The organism is Flavobacterium sp. Arc2 (genome assembly GCF_041431385.1).
In the GTDB taxonomy this organism is placed as follows: domain Bacteria; phylum Bacteroidota; class Bacteroidia; order Flavobacteriales; family Flavobacteriaceae; genus Flavobacterium.
In genome coordinates this window covers 26,641-45,330 of the sequence record NZ_JASMRH010000031.1, presented here as the reverse complement: position 1 = coordinate 45,330, position 18,690 = coordinate 26,641, and the positions used below count along the sequence as shown (strand labels likewise).

Annotated in this window: 17 protein-coding genes and 3 pseudogenes; 8 read left to right on the top strand and 12 right to left on the bottom strand. The window is 33.5% G+C overall.

All coding sequences use genetic code 11. The annotated features are described in order from the left end of the window. Positions 1–76 precede the first annotated feature (76 nt). The 12 genes and pseudogenes from QO182_RS17255 to QO182_RS17200 all read right to left on the bottom strand — a co-directional run bounded on the left by QO182_RS17255 (position 77) and on the right by QO182_RS17200 (position 9,160). Positions 77–1,381: an alkaline phosphatase gene (locus QO182_RS17255; protein ID WP_371562998.1), complete on the bottom strand. Its 1,305-nt coding sequence runs from the start codon at positions 1,379–1,381 to the stop codon at positions 77–79. Positions 1,382–1,457: 76 nt separating this feature from the next. Next, a pseudogene (gene folE / locus QO182_RS17250) lies at positions 1,458–1,957 on the bottom strand (GTP cyclohydrolase I FolE). A 180-nt stretch (positions 1,958–2,137) separates the two neighbouring features. Then, positions 2,138–2,479: a MerC family mercury resistance protein gene (locus QO182_RS17245; RefSeq protein ID WP_371562995.1), complete on the bottom strand. Its 342-nt coding sequence runs from the start codon at positions 2,477–2,479 to the stop codon at positions 2,138–2,140. A 56-nt stretch (positions 2,480–2,535) separates the two neighbouring features. Continuing rightward, the gene (locus QO182_RS17240) at positions 2,536–3,465 is read right to left on the bottom strand and encodes a hypothetical protein (protein ID WP_371562992.1); all 930 of its coding nucleotides are present in this window, start codon (positions 3,463–3,465) and stop codon (positions 2,536–2,538) included. Positions 3,466–3,816: 351 nt separating this feature from the next. Then, complete coding sequence (locus QO182_RS17235; protein ID WP_371542491.1) at positions 3,817–4,260, bottom strand: DMT family transporter; 444 nt, start codon at positions 4,258–4,260, stop codon at positions 3,817–3,819. A 112-nt stretch (positions 4,261–4,372) separates the two neighbouring features. Next, positions 4,373–5,203: a lysophospholipid acyltransferase family protein gene (locus QO182_RS17230; RefSeq protein ID WP_371562989.1), complete on the bottom strand. Its 831-nt coding sequence runs from the start codon at positions 5,201–5,203 to the stop codon at positions 4,373–4,375. 295 nt (positions 5,204–5,498) lie between these two features. Continuing rightward, positions 5,499–5,949 (bottom strand): annotated as a pseudogene (locus tag QO182_RS17225) (NAD(P)H-binding protein). A gap of 305 nt (positions 5,950–6,254) precedes the next feature. Further along, positions 6,255–7,196: pseudogene (locus QO182_RS17220) on the bottom strand (NADP-dependent oxidoreductase). Between the two features lie 17 nt (positions 7,197–7,213). Then, a complete protein-coding gene (locus QO182_RS17215) occupies positions 7,214–7,630 on the bottom strand; it encodes an organic hydroperoxide resistance protein (protein WP_371542497.1) in 417 nt (138 codons plus the stop codon). A 59-nt stretch (positions 7,631–7,689) separates the two neighbouring features. Continuing rightward, positions 7,690–8,145 (bottom strand): ferritin-like domain-containing protein, encoded by a 456-nt coding sequence (locus QO182_RS17210; RefSeq protein WP_371562987.1) that lies wholly within the window; start codon positions 8,143–8,145, stop codon positions 7,690–7,692. A gap of 51 nt (positions 8,146–8,196) precedes the next feature. After that, positions 8,197–8,775, bottom strand: a complete 579-nt coding sequence (locus QO182_RS17205) for a TetR/AcrR family transcriptional regulator (protein WP_371542502.1) — start codon at positions 8,773–8,775, stop codon at positions 8,197–8,199. A 1-nt stretch (position 8,776) separates the two neighbouring features. Continuing rightward, positions 8,777–9,160, bottom strand: coding sequence for a DoxX family membrane protein (locus QO182_RS17200; protein WP_371542505.1), 384 nt, complete (start codon positions 9,158–9,160; stop codon positions 8,777–8,779). A gap of 184 nt (positions 9,161–9,344) precedes the next feature. On the opposite strand from QO182_RS17200, the gene QO182_RS17195 reads away from it, so the two are divergent. The 8 genes from QO182_RS17195 (at position 9,345) to QO182_RS17160 (ending at position 18,583) form a co-directional block, all read left to right on the top strand. Further along, positions 9,345–10,220, top strand: a complete 876-nt coding sequence (locus tag QO182_RS17195) for a helix-turn-helix domain-containing protein (protein ID WP_371562984.1) — start codon at positions 9,345–9,347, stop codon at positions 10,218–10,220. A 224-nt stretch (positions 10,221–10,444) separates the two neighbouring features. Further along, complete coding sequence (locus QO182_RS17190; RefSeq protein WP_371542511.1) at positions 10,445–11,215, top strand: oleate hydratase; 771 nt, start codon at positions 10,445–10,447, stop codon at positions 11,213–11,215. Then, positions 11,196–11,891 carry an oleate hydratase gene (locus QO182_RS17185; protein ID WP_371563007.1) on the top strand — a complete coding sequence of 232 codons (696 nt, stop codon included), beginning with the start codon at positions 11,196–11,198 and terminating at the stop codon, positions 11,889–11,891. The genes QO182_RS17190 and QO182_RS17185 overlap by 20 nt, the downstream gene beginning before the upstream one ends. A gap of 1,035 nt (positions 11,892–12,926) precedes the next feature. Continuing rightward, positions 12,927–13,916: an alpha/beta fold hydrolase gene (locus tag QO182_RS17180; RefSeq protein ID WP_371542517.1), complete on the top strand. Its 990-nt coding sequence runs from the start codon at positions 12,927–12,929 to the stop codon at positions 13,914–13,916. 10 nt (positions 13,917–13,926) lie between these two features. Beyond that, positions 13,927–14,793 (top strand): hypothetical protein, encoded by an 867-nt coding sequence (locus tag QO182_RS17175; protein ID WP_371542519.1) that lies wholly within the window; start codon positions 13,927–13,929, stop codon positions 14,791–14,793. 159 nt (positions 14,794–14,952) lie between these two features. Next, positions 14,953–16,887: an oleate hydratase gene (locus tag QO182_RS17170; protein WP_371542522.1), complete on the top strand. Its 1,935-nt coding sequence runs from the start codon at positions 14,953–14,955 to the stop codon at positions 16,885–16,887. Positions 16,888–17,010: 123 nt separating this feature from the next. Continuing rightward, positions 17,011–17,907 carry a 3-hydroxyacyl-CoA dehydrogenase gene (locus QO182_RS17165; protein ID WP_371542526.1) on the top strand — a complete coding sequence of 299 codons (897 nt, stop codon included), beginning with the start codon at positions 17,011–17,013 and terminating at the stop codon, positions 17,905–17,907. A gap of 103 nt (positions 17,908–18,010) precedes the next feature. After that, positions 18,011–18,583: a DUF4833 domain-containing protein gene (locus tag QO182_RS17160; RefSeq protein WP_371542528.1), complete on the top strand. Its 573-nt coding sequence runs from the start codon at positions 18,011–18,013 to the stop codon at positions 18,581–18,583. The last annotated feature ends 107 nt before the right edge of the window (positions 18,584–18,690 follow it).

Sequence of the window (18,690 nt, the reverse complement as noted above, 5' to 3'; positions counted from 1 at the left end):
TTTGAAAAAAGGGTTCAACTTTAATTAAAAAGGCAAACCCCTATTTTTTTAACTTACACACTTTACGGGACAGTGTCTAATCTGCAGAGTGATTCACACTAATCCAGCCTACAGCATTACTTTGTTCTTGCATTGTTGCAAACGCTTTATAGGGCAGTTTTTTGTAATTGTAAAGTCCGTCTTCTTTGTGCAAACCGTCATAATAACTTAAGACAGTTTTGGCTTCATCTGTTGAAATGCCATGGCCATTTGCTTTTTCGATAATTTCTTGAACTTGAGAAACAGATGAATCTGCTTTGATTTGGTTCAAAATCCATTCATTAGTTTGGGTGTACTTATGGATACTGTCAAAGTTAGCATTCGTTTCCTTTCCGTAAATTATTCCGGGATTGGCATTACCATGGTCAGTGGTAATAATCACTAAAGTTTCTTGGTCTTTTTCAGCAAAGTCCATTGCCACTTTAACCGCTTCATCAAAAGCTATTTGATCGTGAATTAAACCAGCGATATCATTTGGATGAGCAGCCCAATCTACTTTTCCACTTTCAATTTGTAGTACAAAGCCACTTTTGTGACCTTTCATTCGATCAATTGCTTTCTCAGCCATTTCAGCTAAGGTTGGAATAACTTTTTTCAGATTTTCATCGCTATTACGATCAACATAGTACGGTAGTCCTTCTTCTGAAAATACACCTAGAATAGGCTGAGAGGTAGTCGCTTGTTGCATTTCGCTTCTAGACTTCACCACTTGGTATCCCTTAGCTTTATAAGCTGCATATAGGTCTTTTTTGTCTTTTCTTGTTGTGGGATTAAAATAAGCAGCACCACCGCCCATCATAATATCAAAACCAAGATTTAAATAATCTTCGGCAATATCCTCTTGTGCGTTGCGACTCTTACTATTTACACAAAATCCAGCGGGCGTTGCGTGTGTAATGGGTACCGTGGTCACGCAACCTGCCATTTTTCCCGCTTTTTTAAATTTTTGCCAGAGTGGTAGGTGTGGTTCTCCCTTCGAACTTACATTCAAACTTCCGTTATTGACGCTATAACCGCCTCCCCAAGAAGAACTAGCAGTGGCAGAATCAGTAACTATAGAGCTAGCAGAAGCGGTGTCCATCAAAGCTCTTGAAACTTTATTATCCTTATAAAGTTGAATCCAGTTGCTTCCCGTTCCCGTTTTTCGATTTAAAAATAAGTCGGTCATATTTAAAGTACCCGTACTCATTCCGTCACTGACTAGAAGAATAATATTTTTAGCCTTCTTATTTTTATTAAAAGACTGGAAATCTAAAATATTTGCTGAACCTTGTAACGGATTTAATACAACGGCTCCAATTGTAAATAACGAACCACTTTTAAAAAACTTTCTTCTATCCATTTTGTGTGCTGTTTAAGAAAATTATATTTTTTGATAAATGAGTTTTGAATAATAGAGCTAGCTTTGCGTGAAGCTCTTAAATCATTTTAAAGAAATCATTTCTAATTTGGTTGTTACCAAAATCCCCTCCGTATTCTACAGTAGTTGTTTTACTGGATTTGTCATTTACTCCTCTACTTGAAACGCACAAATGTTCCGCTTCGACAACGACGATAACATCCTCCGTTTGAAGTGCCGCTTTAAGTTCGTTAAATATTTGCATGGTCATTCTGGGCGTTGACCATAGTAGCGTACAATACGATTCATCTTAGATAATCCAATAACTTTACCAGATGAAATATAACCTATGTGTGCCTTTCCTACGATAGGTAAAAAATGGTGCTCGCAGGACGAACTAAAGGTGATATGGCTTTCCACGAGCATTTTACTGTATTCGTATTTATTATCAAATACAGAAATTTCAGGCTTTTTTTTGGGATCTAATCCAGAGAATAATTCGGTGACATACATTTTAGCCACACGATACGGGGTTCCGCTCAAACTATCATCAGTCAGATCCAAACCAAGTTCTTCCATTATTTTTTTATAGTGAAAGAATATTGTTTCGATTTTTTGATCGTTTTTTCTATCGAAGGCATCTTTTCGTAAAGGCGTCTCTGCCGATGTACCGATATGATTGTCGCCAATCGCATCTATTTCTTGTTTGTTGTTTTTCATTCGAAAAAAATATAAGGGTTCTATAAAAATCGTTGCTACTTAGTGCGATTTATAATTAATAAGATGCCCGATGATCATGCCAATTCCTCCTATCAAAATCAATGAGGAGTTAATGGAAAAGAAAGATTCTAAAACTACGCCAACAATGACAGTAATAATGGAGCAGCTTAGCAACACTTTTACAATTAATGGACTAGTGCTAAAGATGATTTTTAAAACAACACATAACGAGATACATATAAAAAAAAGATCAATATAATGGTTGCTACCAAAACCCAACGGGAGTATTGTTAAAAGCGGAAAAATTAGGCAATGTACTAAGCACAATGTTGCGCTTGATATACCCAAAAGATCAAAAACGATAGTTGATTGTTTTTTCATGACAGATTTATGATAAGCATGCGGCCTGATTCACCGCATGCCTATTTTTTTAAAGATTAATGTGCAGCACTGTTCTCATGACCAAAAAGGGTAATGCTATACGGTGTAGTTGAAGTTTTAATTTTTGTGGTTTTTAATGTCGAAAGGTTTACTTGCACTAATTCACCTGTTGATGGCGATGTGATGTATACAAATCTTTCGCTTAGGGCAAATTGTGGTTTTTGAGTAGCAGTTTCAGATACAGCTGCGATTACGTTTCCATTTTTCACTGATTGTAAAGTGTTTAAATCAAATAAAAGGAATTCACCAGAATATAGTAAAACACCCAATTTTGAAAGATTGTAACTCGATTTGCACTGCACATTTTTTGTACTTTCGATAATAGGAGTGATGCTATTAGTTACCACATCAATCAAGTACGCTCCTTTAGCAGCGGTATATCCCACAAATTTTCCAGTCGTAGCCGTTTCTAAGATAGTACCAAACCAAGCCGTTCCAAAATCAGTAGGATGCGGAATTAGTTTTTGATTACCATTGCTTTCTGCTACAAGAACACCACTAGCTGATCCAAAAATAGCGTACGTACCATCAGATGCATTTCCGTGTATTCCAGCAGTGCTTACTTTTGCAGCGTAAAGTGTTTTTCCTGTACGATCGATTACTTTTACTTTTTCAGGTAAAGTCCCCGTTATTGTATTGTCTTTCTCTGTTATCGCATAGGTATCATTACTAAAAGTTGCCATAGCTCCGTGATGCGCTAATAAACCTGCATTTATGGTTGTAAAAGAAGCATTTGTAGTATGCACGTCTGATTCTTTCGCCACTGATAACGTACCATCACCATCATTGAAAGTTAGGATTTCGCCTAACTTACTTTTAAAGTGGGTAGGCAATAGTGAACTTCCAGTAAGTGAACCAAATTTAGGCGTACCTTTTGTGTCCACGTGGTCTCCGTGGTATTCAAATCCGCTATCAAAAGTTTCCACAGTATTGTCTTTTCTTCTCCAATGTTATCCACAAAAAAAAACCTTAACTGCCCATTAACCACAAAAAACACATCACGGCAAATATCTCCTTGGCTAAGGATTATTTCTTTTTTCTTGATTTCATTTACTCGAAATTTTGAAGAGTAGTAAATCCATTCTTTATCGTTTATTTCGATATAATTTGAAATAACTTGATGTATCTTTTTGAATTGATTATTCATTCTTATTAAATTAATTTATCTTGAGTTAATCCATAACTAGATAACTTAAAGAAGGCTTTAACAATCTTCAAACATTGAATATAAACTTTCTCACCTATTGTTTTTATAATTTGTCAGAGGAAATGTCATTTCAAAAATTCTTCATAATTATTACACCCACGATAATTAATAGCATACCCGTAATTCTGCCAATACTGATTGGTATTTGTTGGGCTCCCATTATTTGAAAGTGCTCCATCAACATTGATATTAATAACTGTCCTGTAACTACTAACCCAAATGTTAATCCAGGCCCTATCTTAGGAAAGGCAAGTACAATAATTGTAACATAAAAAGCTCCCAATATTCCACCTGCCCAAGCATAAGATGGAGCATCTTTTATTCCTTTCCAAGATACATTTTGAGAAGTTAAAAGAATATAAATTACTAATACCAATAAACCTATTGCAAATGATATCATTGAGGCATGAACAGGACTACCGCCAGTTTTAGCCAGTTTGTTATTCATGCCAGACTGTATAGGTAAAAATGATCCAGCAAAAAATGCTAATATAATCCAAATAAATTTTTCCATTTTGTCTAAGTTATAAAGTTTAACGTTTTTTGAAATTATTCTATTAAAGTTGGATACACTCCTAATTTCATGGCGGTATTAGCTAATAGATAAGGGCTTCCGAACACTATATTTATCTCTCGGTCAGTTTCCATCTTCTATGACTCCAAAGCCACATTTCTGGAACTGTCGTAATGGTGTTTTCTAAACATCTTGCATACTTATCTACAGTTTTATAGCCTGGAGAGCGCGATGGAAATTCTTCGATTATTTCAAAATAGAGTTGATATTCCCCCCTTTTAACTTTAGTAAATCTAGGAAAGAGAACAACATCATTAGTTTTTCTCGAAATATTGTTTGCGCCAAGGTAGAATGCTGTTTTTCTATTAAAAAAATTGCACCAATGGATGGCACTTTCTTTTCTAGGACTTTGATCGCCAATAATGCAATTCATCACTATTTCTGAATTGTTTTTTTGTTTAATAATTGTCCTATACCCTTTAGATTTCTCAACACATGTTACTCCAAACCGCTCCCGTATTAGAAGAAGAAGACCATTGAAATAAAGGTTATTTAGTGGGCGGTAAAAGGTATTTGAAGGATACGGTAATAATAAAGGTAAATATACAAGCAGCTCCCAATTCCCTTGGTGAGCTGTATACAGAAGAATACTTCTACCATCTTTAACAAAATTCTCAATGATTTCAGGGTTTTTGAGATTTAGTCGTTTTTTAGCATCTTCTTTGGAAATCGTTAATGTTTTAATTGATTCAAAAATAATATCGCAAAAATGACGGTAGAACCGTTTGGAAATATCATTAATTTCATCCTTATTTTTTTTAGGAAATGCTTTACGAAGATTGTCTAGAACCACTTTTTTTCGATATTGTATAATGTAGTATATAAAAGTATAAGTACAATCGGAAGAAAAATACAGTATTTGCATAGGCATTACTGAAAGCATATAAAATGGAAAGTATTTTAAGATCTTATAAAATTTCATATTTGTAATTGTAATTAGTGCGTACAAATTTCGCTTTGTTCAAAATTTATTATTATTTACCAGAAAAAATTAGAGTCTAGTTCCATTTGAAACTTAATTCATGTTACTTAGATTAGAAGCGCTAGTATTGTGATCAATCTTGACCGATAGCACGCAATAAATATTATTTAAATTGTTATGACAAATTTTGATTAGGTACCCTTATTGTTTCTATGTATTGAAAAATAACATTAATTTAAATGTCAATAGTATATGTTTAATTTAATCGAAGTGTATTTTCAATAGGAGTTTTAAACTCCAAAGGCTCAAAAATTTGGTTTTGCATAACGCCGTTATCCAATACTTCAACTAAGGCTTTAGCAACATCAGCTCTTGGAACACTGCCGCTTTTGTTCAATTTGAAACCGAGTTCGATTCGATCCTTACCATCTTCATTTGTCAATTGACTTGGTTTAGCGATAGAATAGTCCGAACCACTTGCCCGCAAATACTCATCGGCGTTTTGTTTTCAAGTACGCTTCAAGATCTTTATTTTGGGAAGGATTATCTGCTAGCCTAGAACTTAACATCACTAATTTTTCGACGTCGGCTTGTTTTGCCGCATAGGTCAATCGTTTAGCTCCTTCTTGGTCTACACCAAGTACGTTTTGGACTTTTGACCAAGCGGCGAAAATTATTTTGTCAATTTGGGCGGCGACTTGGCTCAAATACTCTTCTAAATCGGCTAGTACCGTCGTAACACATTTTCGCTTTCAAAATGCTCTTTTGTTCTTGTTTCCGTACCAAGGCAACCGGTTTATAGGTATCTGATTTTTGAAGTATATCAATAATGGTCCTTCCAGTGTTGCCATTAGCACCAGCTACCAATACTTTTTTTTTCGTTATTCATTTTTTTTTCGTTTTTAATAGTTATTCTTTAGGTTTTCCTCTTTCATATTGTTCAGGCCAATTTGGTATGATATGCACTTGATCTGCTCCTATTAATGAGAAATAGGGATTTTGTAGCATCTCCCTACCGGGGAATTGCATCAAACCCCTCTACAATGGTTTCTGTATAAGTTAGTTTACCTTCTTTAAGCCATTTTGATAATTGTTTTGCTCCTTCCGAAAACTTCTCCGCATAGTTTCCAATGATAAAACCTTGCATAAGGGCACTTTTTCTAATCAAAAAATGTTCTACCCTCGGCCCTGTTGGAACAGAGGTTTCATTGTAGACCGAAATGGCTCCACAAACGATAATCCTACCAAACGTATTAATGTTGGCATGTACACTATCTGAAATAGTACCCCCAACATTGTCGAAATAAATATCCACCCCGTTGGGGCAAGTAGCGGCAATTGATTTCTTTATATCTTTAGTAGTGTTATAATTGATGCCATCATCAAAACCAAATTTTGATTTTAACATTGCTACTTTTTCTTCGGTACTAGCAATTCCAACTACACGGCAACCTAGTATTTTTCCTATTTGACCAACAATACTACCAACAGCACCAGCAGCACCAGATACCACTATGGTTTCCCCTTTTTTTGGCACTCCAATCTCCGTTAGCCCTAAATAGGCCGTTAATCCAGTCATTCCTAATATTCCTAAATAAGCGGATAGCGGAGCTGCCGATGCATCTATTTTTGAAAGGTCATTTCCGTTTGAGACTTGATACTCTTTCCATTCTAAAGATCCAGATACAAAATCCCCTTTTTTAAAAGATTCATTTTTAGACTCGATAACTTCTGCGATACATCCTGAGCTAATGGATTTATTCAATTTGAAAGGTTCTACATATGATTCAGCATCACTCATTCGACCCCTCAAATAGGGATCCACTGATACAAGCTTTGTTTTTAGAAGAATTTCTCCGTTGGCGATCTCAGGTTATTCTTCATCTATAAATTTAAAATCTGTAACCTTGGGCTTTCCAGTGGGGCGATTGTTTAAAAGAATTACTTTAGTCATGTTGATGGTTCTTCTTCTTATAATAAATTTAAATTGACCGCAATATTGCCTCTAGTTGCATTGGAATAGGGACACACTTGATGTGCTTGTTCAAGTAATTGCAGAGCAGTTTCTCGTTCTATTTCCGGAATGGAAACGGCAAGATCTACTGCAAGTGAAAAACCTCCTTCATCGTTTTGACCGATAGTGACCGAAGCTGATACGGAAGTATTCGTGAGTTTTATTTTCTGCGTTCGTGCCACAAGGTTTAATGCACTGTCAAAGCAAGCTGCGTAGCCTGCTGCAAAAAGTTGCTCTGGATTTGTAAAGGCGCCGCCGCGTCCTCCCATTTCTTTAGGGATCTCTATTTTAAAGTCTAATACTCCATCATCCGATTTGGTACGACCTTCTCGACCTCCGGTTGCAGTTGCATTAGCAGTATATAATTTTTTCATGTTTTTTTATTTAATTATTATTCTTTTGTAAAATTCCTTAATTAATTATGTGTTAATGTCTACATTTGAGTTGTTAAATAATTTGCAACACCAACATTATTTATTAGGCTTACTTGTTGACGTAACCAATTTGTATGCAAAGTTTCATCTTTTAAGAAATCTTCAAAAACCATTCTGGTTGCGCAGTCGTTTTCTGATAATATTATTAACTCCTGTAATCGATTTAAGGCAATAACCTGTTCCTCGAATTCTTGTTCAAGCTGTTTAGTCACATCTAAATGAATAGGTAAGGATTTATGTTCTGTGTTTGGAATTCCACCCAAATTCAAAATTCTGTTCATGAGAATTTTAGAATCGGAAATTTCATTTTCAAATTCAGACCGCATACGTTGCGCCAATTTTGGAAAACCGTTATATTCGTTGATTGTAGCATGTGCCAGATGCTGTTCAGCACCAGCAAAAGTTGCAGAAAGGATTTCATGTAGTCCTTTTATAAGGATTGTTTTGTTTTTCATATGTTAATAAATTATAAATGAACATTCATTCTTTTTTTTAATAAAAAAATATTACACTTTTATAGCATCCCAAGCCGCTTGAAAAGTTTCATCTAATACCTTTTCATTGAGAGTATATAGGTTTCTTTCTTGCATAGACATTAGAAAAGACAATGGATATATAGTGTAGGCATAAAGGACAAAACTTGAAAGCGGTTTAATAATACCTTCGTTTTTTCCTTTTTCCCATAAATCAAGTAAAGGTTGTAAGTGTTTTAACCCTTCTTTTCTAATCTCTTCATCAATCATCGGTGTATTATCGGATTGCGATAAAAATTTAGCTTCTTTTATTTGATTTAATTTATAGTCTGCAATATTGTACCAAATTATTTCAAAACCCTTTTTTACAGGCAGATTTTCATCATAACCTTTAAGAGCACAATTACTAAAAGAGGCTTTTACCTCAAGATAAAGTGTATTAATTAAATCTTGTTTGTTTTCAAAATAAAGGTAAATTGTGGCTGTTGCTACACCTGCTAGTTTAGCAATTTTGGACATTGGAGTATCATGAAACCCATGATCATTGACCAATGTTAAGGTAGCGTTCAGTAAAGCACTTTTCTTATCCGTTATTTTTTTTTTATTAATCATATTAATTTTTTTTTGATAATTCACTATGAACTTTCCAAGCAAAGATAATTAATATAAATTGTATTGGGAGCCTTATTAATGCAGCATTATGACTCCCTATTGCGGGGTTTTTAGAAAACACATCCCAGATGTGGATTGGCAAAAATAATAGCATTAAGAGAAATACACCGAGAGCTCCATGTCGTGCATATTTTTTGTTCAGTAGTAGAGCTATGCCAAGAACAATTTCTATGAGACCCGAAATATAAATTATTACCATTGCATATGGTAAAAATGGAGGGACATACGGGATATAAAAATCCGGTTTCACAAAATGTTGTATTCCTCCATAAATCATAAAGAGTGCCAGAATAATTTTAATAATGTTCCAAAAAAGTTTTTTCATTTTATTATGTTTTAAGAATTCAAATTTATAAAAAAAATAAACGTTCATTTATTTTTTTGTCTAATTAACTAAATTTTAAGATATTTACAAAAAAAACTTGCACTGAATATTCTAATTAATTTTATAGTAAATATTTAGTCTAACTATTAAGGACTTTTTTAGGGTTAAAATTATTATTACATAAATGGAGAACTACAAAAATTTACAGGATACACTTTCTTTTTTTAATATTGATTGTAATAATTCTTATTATATCTCTACTGGTAAATCTATTTTTGAGTTTCCAAATGAACCTTTCCGAATGGATTATTATACCTTTTGTATTTGTACTAAAGGAGAAATTGATTTAAAGATTAATGGTATTGAATGTATAATAAATGTTGGTAGTATAATTTGTTCCGCACCGTCAACTATAGTACATTTTCTCAACGCAACAAATGACTTTCAGATGCAGTTGGTGTTTTTTGATAAAATTTTTTTGTTGACAAACATTTCTGATCCATTTATCATTGAAAGAATGGGACTGTTCCAGAATGATTCATGTTCTATTGTTAATACTTCTGAAAAAAATATAAAAAACTTACTAAATATTGTAGATAAATTAAAGAGCGAAGAAAAAAGCACCAGTGATTTTATGATTCCAAAAATCCGAACTTTAATTTTCCTTCTACTTATCGAAATTGCCGAAATATATCTTAAACTAGCTCCCAAAACAATTGCAGATAAAGACCCTCAAACGCATTTATTTTTTAGATTTAATAAACTTATTCAGGAAAATATTTTAGCACATAAGAAAGTTACTTTCTATGCAAATCAATTATGTATTTCTAATAAATATTTAATAGAAATCACAAAAAAGACAACAGGTAGAACACCACATCATATTATTGATCAAGCACTACTGAAAGAGGCCTACGTGCTACTTGGCAATCCTAGATACAATATTACCCAGATTGCAGATTTGCTCCAGTTCAGTTCAGTTTCTGCTTTTGGACGGTTTTTTAAAAAATATGCTTGCATTTCCCCTACCGAATACCAAGAAATGCAGGGCATATCTTAACCAGAATTTAAGTATACAATATCTGAATTTAGGGATACTAAAAAAAATAAGTATTCCACTAACTTTACTAAGTGACCTAGTAATAAAAGCAAAGGCACACATATACCTCAACTTTACGATATTAATTTTGTAAAAAAAAATAAATTATGTAGTACAGTAAAGGAAATTATAAAGGATTTGCACGTGCTAAAAAGCCTGCAAACGTAGATGAAAAATCAGCCTATTTGATTGGTTCGGGATTGGCATCTCTTTCTGCTGCAGCATTTCTGATCCGTGATGGACAGATGAAAGGCAATAAGATTCATATCATAGAAGAATTAGCACTACCTGGCGGTAGTATGGATGGGATTTGGAATGAGCAAAAAGGATACATCATCCGAGGTGGTCGCGAAATGGAACCTCATTTTGAGACGCTGTGGGATTTATTTCGAAGCATTCCTTCTCTTGATACTGAAGGAGCTTCAGTATTAGATGAATTTTATTGGTTAAATAAAATAGATCCTTCTTTTTCCCATACAAGGGTAATTCTCAATAAAAGGGAACGTCTCTCTACCGATGGAAAACTTACTTTAACGCCAAAAGCTATAGAGGAATTAATAAAGCTAATTTTGATTCCCGAAGAAAAATTGCAGGATTTACAGATAGATCAAATATTTACCGAAGAATTTTTTAAGTCTAATTTTTGGCTTTACTGGGCCACGATGTTCGCTTTTGAGCGATGGGCAAGTGCTTTAGAAATGCGTCGTTATGTATTGCGTTTTATTTCTCATGTGGGCAAAATTGCAGATATGTCTTCGCTTCGTTTTACCAAGTACAATCAGTATGAATCATTGATTTTGCCTCTGGTTAGCTATTTGAAAGAGAATGACGTTCATTTTCTGTACAGAACACAGGTTCAAAATATTGTGGTTGATACAAAAAATAATAAAAAAGTAGCGCAACGTAGAATTAATTCAAGATGGCGAAGAAAAATAAATCCATCTAACGGAAAATGATTTAGTATTTGTAACCAACGGTTCTATAACAGAAAGCAGCACTTATGGTGACAACAATACGTCGGCTCCTGTAAATAAGGACATTGGTGGGAGTTGCAAACTTTGGAAAAGATTGGCGCAACAAGATGTCAGTTTCGGGAAACCGGAAAAATTTTGCGAAAATATTCCTAAAGGTAATTGGGTCATTTCGGGTACTATTACTTTAACAGACGATAAAGTATTACCATATATAGAAAAAATCATCAAAAAAAATCTCAAAAGTGGTACGATGGTAACTAGTGGTCCGGTAACCATTAAAGATTGCCACTGGTTATATGGTTTTTCTATCAGCCGCCAACCCCACTTTAAGGCTCAAAAAGAAAATGAGGTTATTGTTTGGGTATACGGCTTGTTTTCTGATAAACGGGGTAATTATGTCAAGAAGAAAATAACCGATTGTTCAGGCATTGAATTATGCGAGGAATGGCTTTACCACATTGGTATTCCTGAAAGTGAAATTCCATCTATTGCCCAAAATTCTGCAATTACTATCCCTTGTCGTATGCCATACATTACTTCGTATTTTATGCCCCGTGCACTGGGCGACCGTCCTTTGGTGGTTCCGAATGGTTCTGTCAACCTTGCATTCATAGGCAATTTTGCCGAAACCGAAAAAGATACGGTATTCACTACTTAATATTCCGTGCGTACTGCAATGGAAGCAGTTTATACCTTGTTACAGGTTGATCGTGGGGTTCCTGAAGTTTTTGCTTCCTCCTTTGATATAAGGGTACTTTTAAAAGCTATTTATTTTCTGAATGATTAAAAGAAGCTTAAAGAGCTGGAACTTCCCTGGTTATTGTCTTTGGTAGAAAAATATGGATTGAAAAAGATTGAAGGAACATACGCAGAGGAACTATTAAAGAACGCAAAACTCTTGTGATAGGTAATTTCGGCAACCAGTTATCATGATTTTTTCAACTGGTTGCCGGTTTTGTAATTTTACAGGACAGGAATTATGCGCACCAATAATTGCGAAAACAAGCCTGTTTTGTTGGTGGTTATTTGTTTTGTCAAATTTTAATTTTGTCTTTTTTCCATCGGTAGCAACCTCCCTAGTTCCCTTAAAGAAAAAAGCACATTTTTTCAATCAGGAATAGCAGTTCCTTTATTTTAAAGAAACTGTAAATTATTGACCGCCCTTGGAAAAAATGCCATTGCTATTTTTAATTTATCCGGTTGCGGTTCTGTATCCTTAAGTCTTTTTTCCAGTTCATAGTTTTTTTTCCAGTTCATAGTTTTTTTTCCAGATTTGGATTTTGTTTTAAATTTTCTTTTCAAGAAAAACTTCCTTCTCCAAATTCTTAGAGCTCTTTATGCCACTTGTGTAGCTGTAGAGATGTTCTTTCCACCACTCCGGTGAGTTCTGATACATGTTTTCTCTCATAACTCAATTGAACGGCTCTCTCTTTAAAAGCTCGGTAATAAACTTTACATACTATTTTCATAATTTAGAAATAAGATTTCATGCATCACTTTTAGTGTCGACTCAGTTAGTAGGCGCACTATTCCAACCTTGGGTAGATTCCTTAACTATCAAATCAATTACTCGCCATCTGCTTACAAAAGAGGCAAATAATATTTTTTTTAGGATACAATATCTGAATATGGGGATACAATAGAAAGTTTCGATAGTGATAAATTTGAGTAATTAATTCTAACTCTATAAAAAATGAATAAAGTATTAAAAATTCTAGCTCTTGGAATCGTTTTTTTTTCTGTTTTGAGTATGATTGTTGCGCCTTCTGTTTACAAAAACACTCAAAGTAAAACAACAATATTGAAACATGTTAAGCATGGTTATGTTAATTCAGGAGGAGTAAATATACATTATGCGGAAATGGGCAAAGGACCTCTTATAGTAATGATTCATGGCTTTCCAGATTTTTGGTACACTTGGAGGGATCAAATGGCTGTTCTATCAAAAAAATACCGTGTAGTTGCTATAGATCAACGAGGTTATAATAAGAGTGACAAACCTATTGGTGTTGAAAATTACACTATGAAAAAATTAGTAGGAGATGTTGCAGCAGTGATTCATCATTTTAAAGAGGAGAAAGCAATTATTATAGGTCATGATTGGGGAGGTGCCGTTGCCTGGCAGTTTGCTATTAATCTACCAGAAATGACAGATAAACTTATAATTTTAAATATTACACATCCTAACGGAATGCTTAGAGAATTAGCGAATAACCCGTCCCAACAAGAAAGTAGTAGCTATGCTCGTAAGTTTATAGATGGCGCAGCCGAAGACCCTACTATTTTATTTGGTAAACCTATGACTGCCGAAAACTTAGCGTTTTGGGTAAAGGATTCCGTTACTCGTATTGAGTATGTAGCTGCTTTCAAAAGGTCGAGTTTTGATGCTATGCTTAACTTTTATAAAGCAAACTACACCAGAGAGCCTTATATGGAAGAATGGAAAAAAGCACAAGAGAATCCATTGCCAAAACTTAAAATGCCGTTGCTTATTTTTCATGGTCTAGAGGATACCGCTATTAATGCTAATGGTTTAAATAATACATGGGAATGGGTAGAAAAAGATATGACACTTGTTACCGTTCCCGGTAGTGGTCATTTTATACAGCAAGATGCTAGTGAATTTGTCTCTGCAACTATGAGTTCTTGGCTTAATTTACAGAGTGAAATGTTAAAAAAATAAATTAGGAGATATGAGTATCAACATAAAAAAACTTTTGCTAATATTACTTTTTTTATTTGTAAAGCAAGTTAAAGCACAAAACGAGAATAAAGATTCAGAGCACATTAAAGAAATGAGTAAAGAGTTTTTAAACCCTCTTTCAGATATTTGGAGTTTGCAAATACAGAACGATTTTGCGTTTTTGAGTGGCGATGCAATTTCTGGAAACCGAAAAGCAAATTATACCAACATTCAACCTATAATGCCAATACCATTAGGAGATAAATGGAATTTAATTAACAGACCCTTAATTCCTTATGTCATCCTCGAAACTCCGCAGCAAAATGGAAGTTATAAAAATGAAAGAGGTTTGGGTGATATTGAACTTATTCAAGTTATTTCTCCTTCGAAAGGCTTGGGTTTTTTTAACTTAATAGGAGGAGGTGTAACTTGGATTTTTCCAACTGCTACAAATTCTGTAATTGGATCAGAGCAATGGTCTGTTGGGCCAACTTTTGGAATGGGGCGTGTTGATGATCATGTGATGTTTGGGTTTATTGCACAACAAAATTGGTCATTAGGAGGCCAAAAAAACAGTGTTGACATTAATAGATTTAAACTTCAGTACTTTTTAAAGTATCGACTTAGTTCCACTTTTAATATAGGAATTAGCCCAATAATAGTTGCAAATTGGGATCGAGATTCTTCAAATAGATGGTCTGTACCAATAGGGTTTGGATTTGGTAGTACTACTAAAATTGGAAGATTACCAGTAAACTTGAGTTATGAAATACATCATTATGAAAAATCTCCTGAGTTTATAGGTGCACAATGGAATTTTAGATTTACACTCACCACAGGTATAATGAATCCTTTAAAACAAGAATTGAATAATTAAAATGAATATTTATTTATAATACATACTAGAACAGTCTAACTATTTTAGAATTAATAAAAAACCTAAAAAAATAAGGATAGAATTTCTGAATTTCGGGATACACAAGATCTTAGTAATAAAGGTAATTTTGTATAATATATAATTTAAAAACAATTTAAAATGAATAAAGTAACATCAAAATTTGACAAAGTATTAAAAGCATCTCCCTTTCCTGGAAATGTAGAACATGATCCAGATGCAAGCAAAGAAGTTTTGCGCAATTCAAAAGATAAAGCAATGCCTTTTGCTGATTTAACAGGGAATTATCAGCGTAATAAAGGAATTCCTTCTAAATCATTTGAAAATAGTAAAGTTTATATTGTAGGTAGTGGTATAGCAGGTTTATCAGCGGCTTATTATTTTATTAGAGATGGTCATGTGTTAGGAGAAAACATTGTTTTTTTAGATAAACTTCCGGTAGCGGGAGGTTCGCTTGATGGTGCTGGAAATGCCGATGATGGTTATATCATTAGAGGTGGTAGAGAAATGGAGATGACTTATGAGAATCTGTGGGATATTTTTCAAGATATTCCTGCACTAGAACTACCTGCTCCCTATAGCGTTTTAGATGAATACCGTTTGTTAAATGACAATGACCCAAACTATTCAAAAGCCCGATTAATACATAATAAAGGCGTTGTTAAAGATTTTAGCAAGTTTAATTTAGAAAAGAAAGATCAATTAGCCATCGTAAAGCTTTTATTAAAAAAGAAAGAAGAGTTAGATGATGTGACCGTTGAGGATTATTTTAGTAAATCATTTTTGGAAAGTAATTTCTGGACTTTCTTTCGTACCATGTTCGCTTTTGAAATCTGGCATAGTGTACTTGAGTGCAAATTATACCTGCACCGATTTTTGCATCTTACCGATGGTTTTAAAGATTTTTCTTGCTTGATTTTTCCTAAATACAATCAGTATGACACATTTGTAAAACCTTTAACCGAGCATTTGAAATCTAAAGGGGTGAAAATTCAGTTTGACACACTTGTTAAAGATTTAGACATTCATATTAATGCTGAACAAAAAATTGTCAAAGGTATTATTACTGAACAAAACAATAAAGAAATAGTAATTCCTGTAAGAGAGAATGATTATGTAATTGTTACCACAGGTTCTATGACCGAAGATACATCGTACGGAACTAACACTAAACCAGCTATTGAAGCTATTGATAATAGTAAAAGCGGTACCAGTATTGGATGGGAATTATGGAAAAATTTGGCTGCTAAGTCTCCCGTGTTCGGAAAGCCCGAAAAGTTTTGTAGTGATATAGAAAAATCAGCTTGGCAATCAGCAACCTTAACTTGTCGTCCTTCGGATTTGACTGAAAAGTTTAAAGAATATTGTGTAAATGATCCCTATTCCGGAAAAACAGCCACAGGAGGTATTGTAACCATTGCCGATTCTAACTGGTTGATGAGTTTTACCATTAACCGCCAACCCCATTATCCTACGCAACCAGATGATATTTTAGTAGTTTGGGTGTACGCCTTATATATGGATAAACTAGGGAATCATGTTCAAAAAAGGATGCCTCAATGTACAGGTAACGAAATTTTATCTGAATTATGTTATCACCTTGGTTTGGAAAACCAATTAGAAAACGTAATAGAAAACACCATTGTTCGTACTTCTTTTATGCCATACATCACATCTATGTTTATGCCTAGAGCCGCTGGTGACAGACCAGAAATAGTGCCTGCTGGATGTACCAATTTAGGTCTTGTAGGTCAGTTTGTAGAGACTAAAAATGATGTTGTGTTTACAGTAGAATCATCAGTGAGAACTGGTAGAACTGCCGTTTATAAATTATTGAACTCTAACAAACAAGTACCTGATATTGCAGGAGCACAATATGATATTCGACATATATTAAAAGCTACGAAAGCATTAAATGACAATAAACCATTTCCTGGTGAAGGAATTTTAAAACGTGTCTTAAAAAACACTTATTTTGAACATATTTTACCTATGGACGAAGTACCTGAAGAGCATCATGAATCTTTTATTGCAGAGCAATTTGGAAAACTTCAAGAATGGGCAAAAAGTCTTTAATTTATAATTTTAAAAAAGGGTTTGATTTTTTAATCAAACCCTTTTTAAAAGAAATATAATAATGAAATACTTGCTTTATTGAATCACATTTTTTGAAGTGAGTACTAAAAAAAACTAGTCAAAATGAATTACAAAAACATTACAGTAGCCGGAAGCGGCGTTTTAGGATATCAGATAGCTTTTCAAGCAGCTTTTCATAATTTTAACGTAACCGTTTATGATATTAATGAGGATGTCTTAGCAAATGCAAAAGCGAAATTTTCAAGCATGTGTGCTGCTTTCAAAAGAGATTTGCATGCTTCAGAAGCAGATTTAGCAGTTGCTTTTGACAATTTAGCGTATAGTTCGAATTTAAAAGATGCTGTAAAAGATGCTGATTTGTTAATTGAAGCTGTACCAGAAAACCCAGCTATCAAAATAGATTTTTATAAAAATCTTGCGGAAGTTGCAGTTAAAAAAACCGTATTTGCTACCAATTCATCCACCCTTTTACCAAGTCAATTTGCTGAGTTTACTGGGCGTCCTTCTCAATTTTTGGCACTTCATTTTGCCAATGATATTTGGAAAAATAATACTGCAGAAATTATGGGACATTCAGGCACAAATCCTACAATATTTAATGATGTTGTTGCTTTTGCAAAAGCCATCGGAATGTTAGCCTTGCCTTTGCAGAAAGAACAACCAGGCTATATTTTAAACTCATTATTAGTACCGCTTTTAACAGCTGCAACAACACTTTTAGTTAGAGAAGTTGCCGACCCTCAAACTATTGATAAAACATGGATGAAAGCCACCGGTGCACCCATGGGACCATTTGCAATTTTAGATATTGTAGGAATCAATACGGTGTATAATATTAATAAAATGGGTTCAGAAAAATCAAAAGACCCTTTTAAAATTAAAATGACTGCCTATATAAAAGAACACTTTGTAGATACTAATAAATTAGGTGTTTCAACAGGGGAAGGTTTTTATACCTATCCGAATCCTGCGTATAAAGAAGATGATTTTTTAAGTTAATTAAGTGATGCAATTTTTTTAACACAAATTGATTACGACACTATTTTTGACAGTATTTTACGAACAGTAATGTTATAAAATACTGTTTTATAATTTTATAAAAATGAAACACATAATTACTTCTAGAAATAAAATAAGAATGCATTTAATAAAATTTATAACATTTTTTTTTGTTTTGGTATTCTATCCTTATTTAGGATTCTCACAAGAGAATTACCCCACACCTAAAAAAACAAAAACATTACTTTTTTACATTCAACATAGTAATAATCACAACACCTATTTATATGAAATAAATATGAATGGACAAACTGTAAATAGTAGTGATCCTATTAAAGAATATCGAATCCTTTATGCTACAGACGGAAGTAAAAAAGAGCTAACAAAAATGCAAAAAAAAATAGCTTATGGTATTGTTTTAATATCGTTAACTGATAATTTATACAAATTTAGGCTTGCTGCGACTGATGAATTATCGTTCTACCTAAATTTTGAAAAAAAAGTACCCCCTAGAATTTATGTTACAATAAACAATCAAAAAATGTATTTAGACAAGATGTTTATTCAACTTGAAGAGACTAAGTTGGGGAAAAACATAAAAATTGCATACATACTATTTTATGGTAATGATTATAAATCAAATAAGGCCGTTATAGAAAAGTTTATATTAAAATGATTAAATTTTTAATTAATTCATTTAGTTTTTCTAAAAACTCTTTTTCATAAATCTATTGATTAAATTAAGTATAGATTTTGGCAACTTACCAGGCCTAAAAACAACTT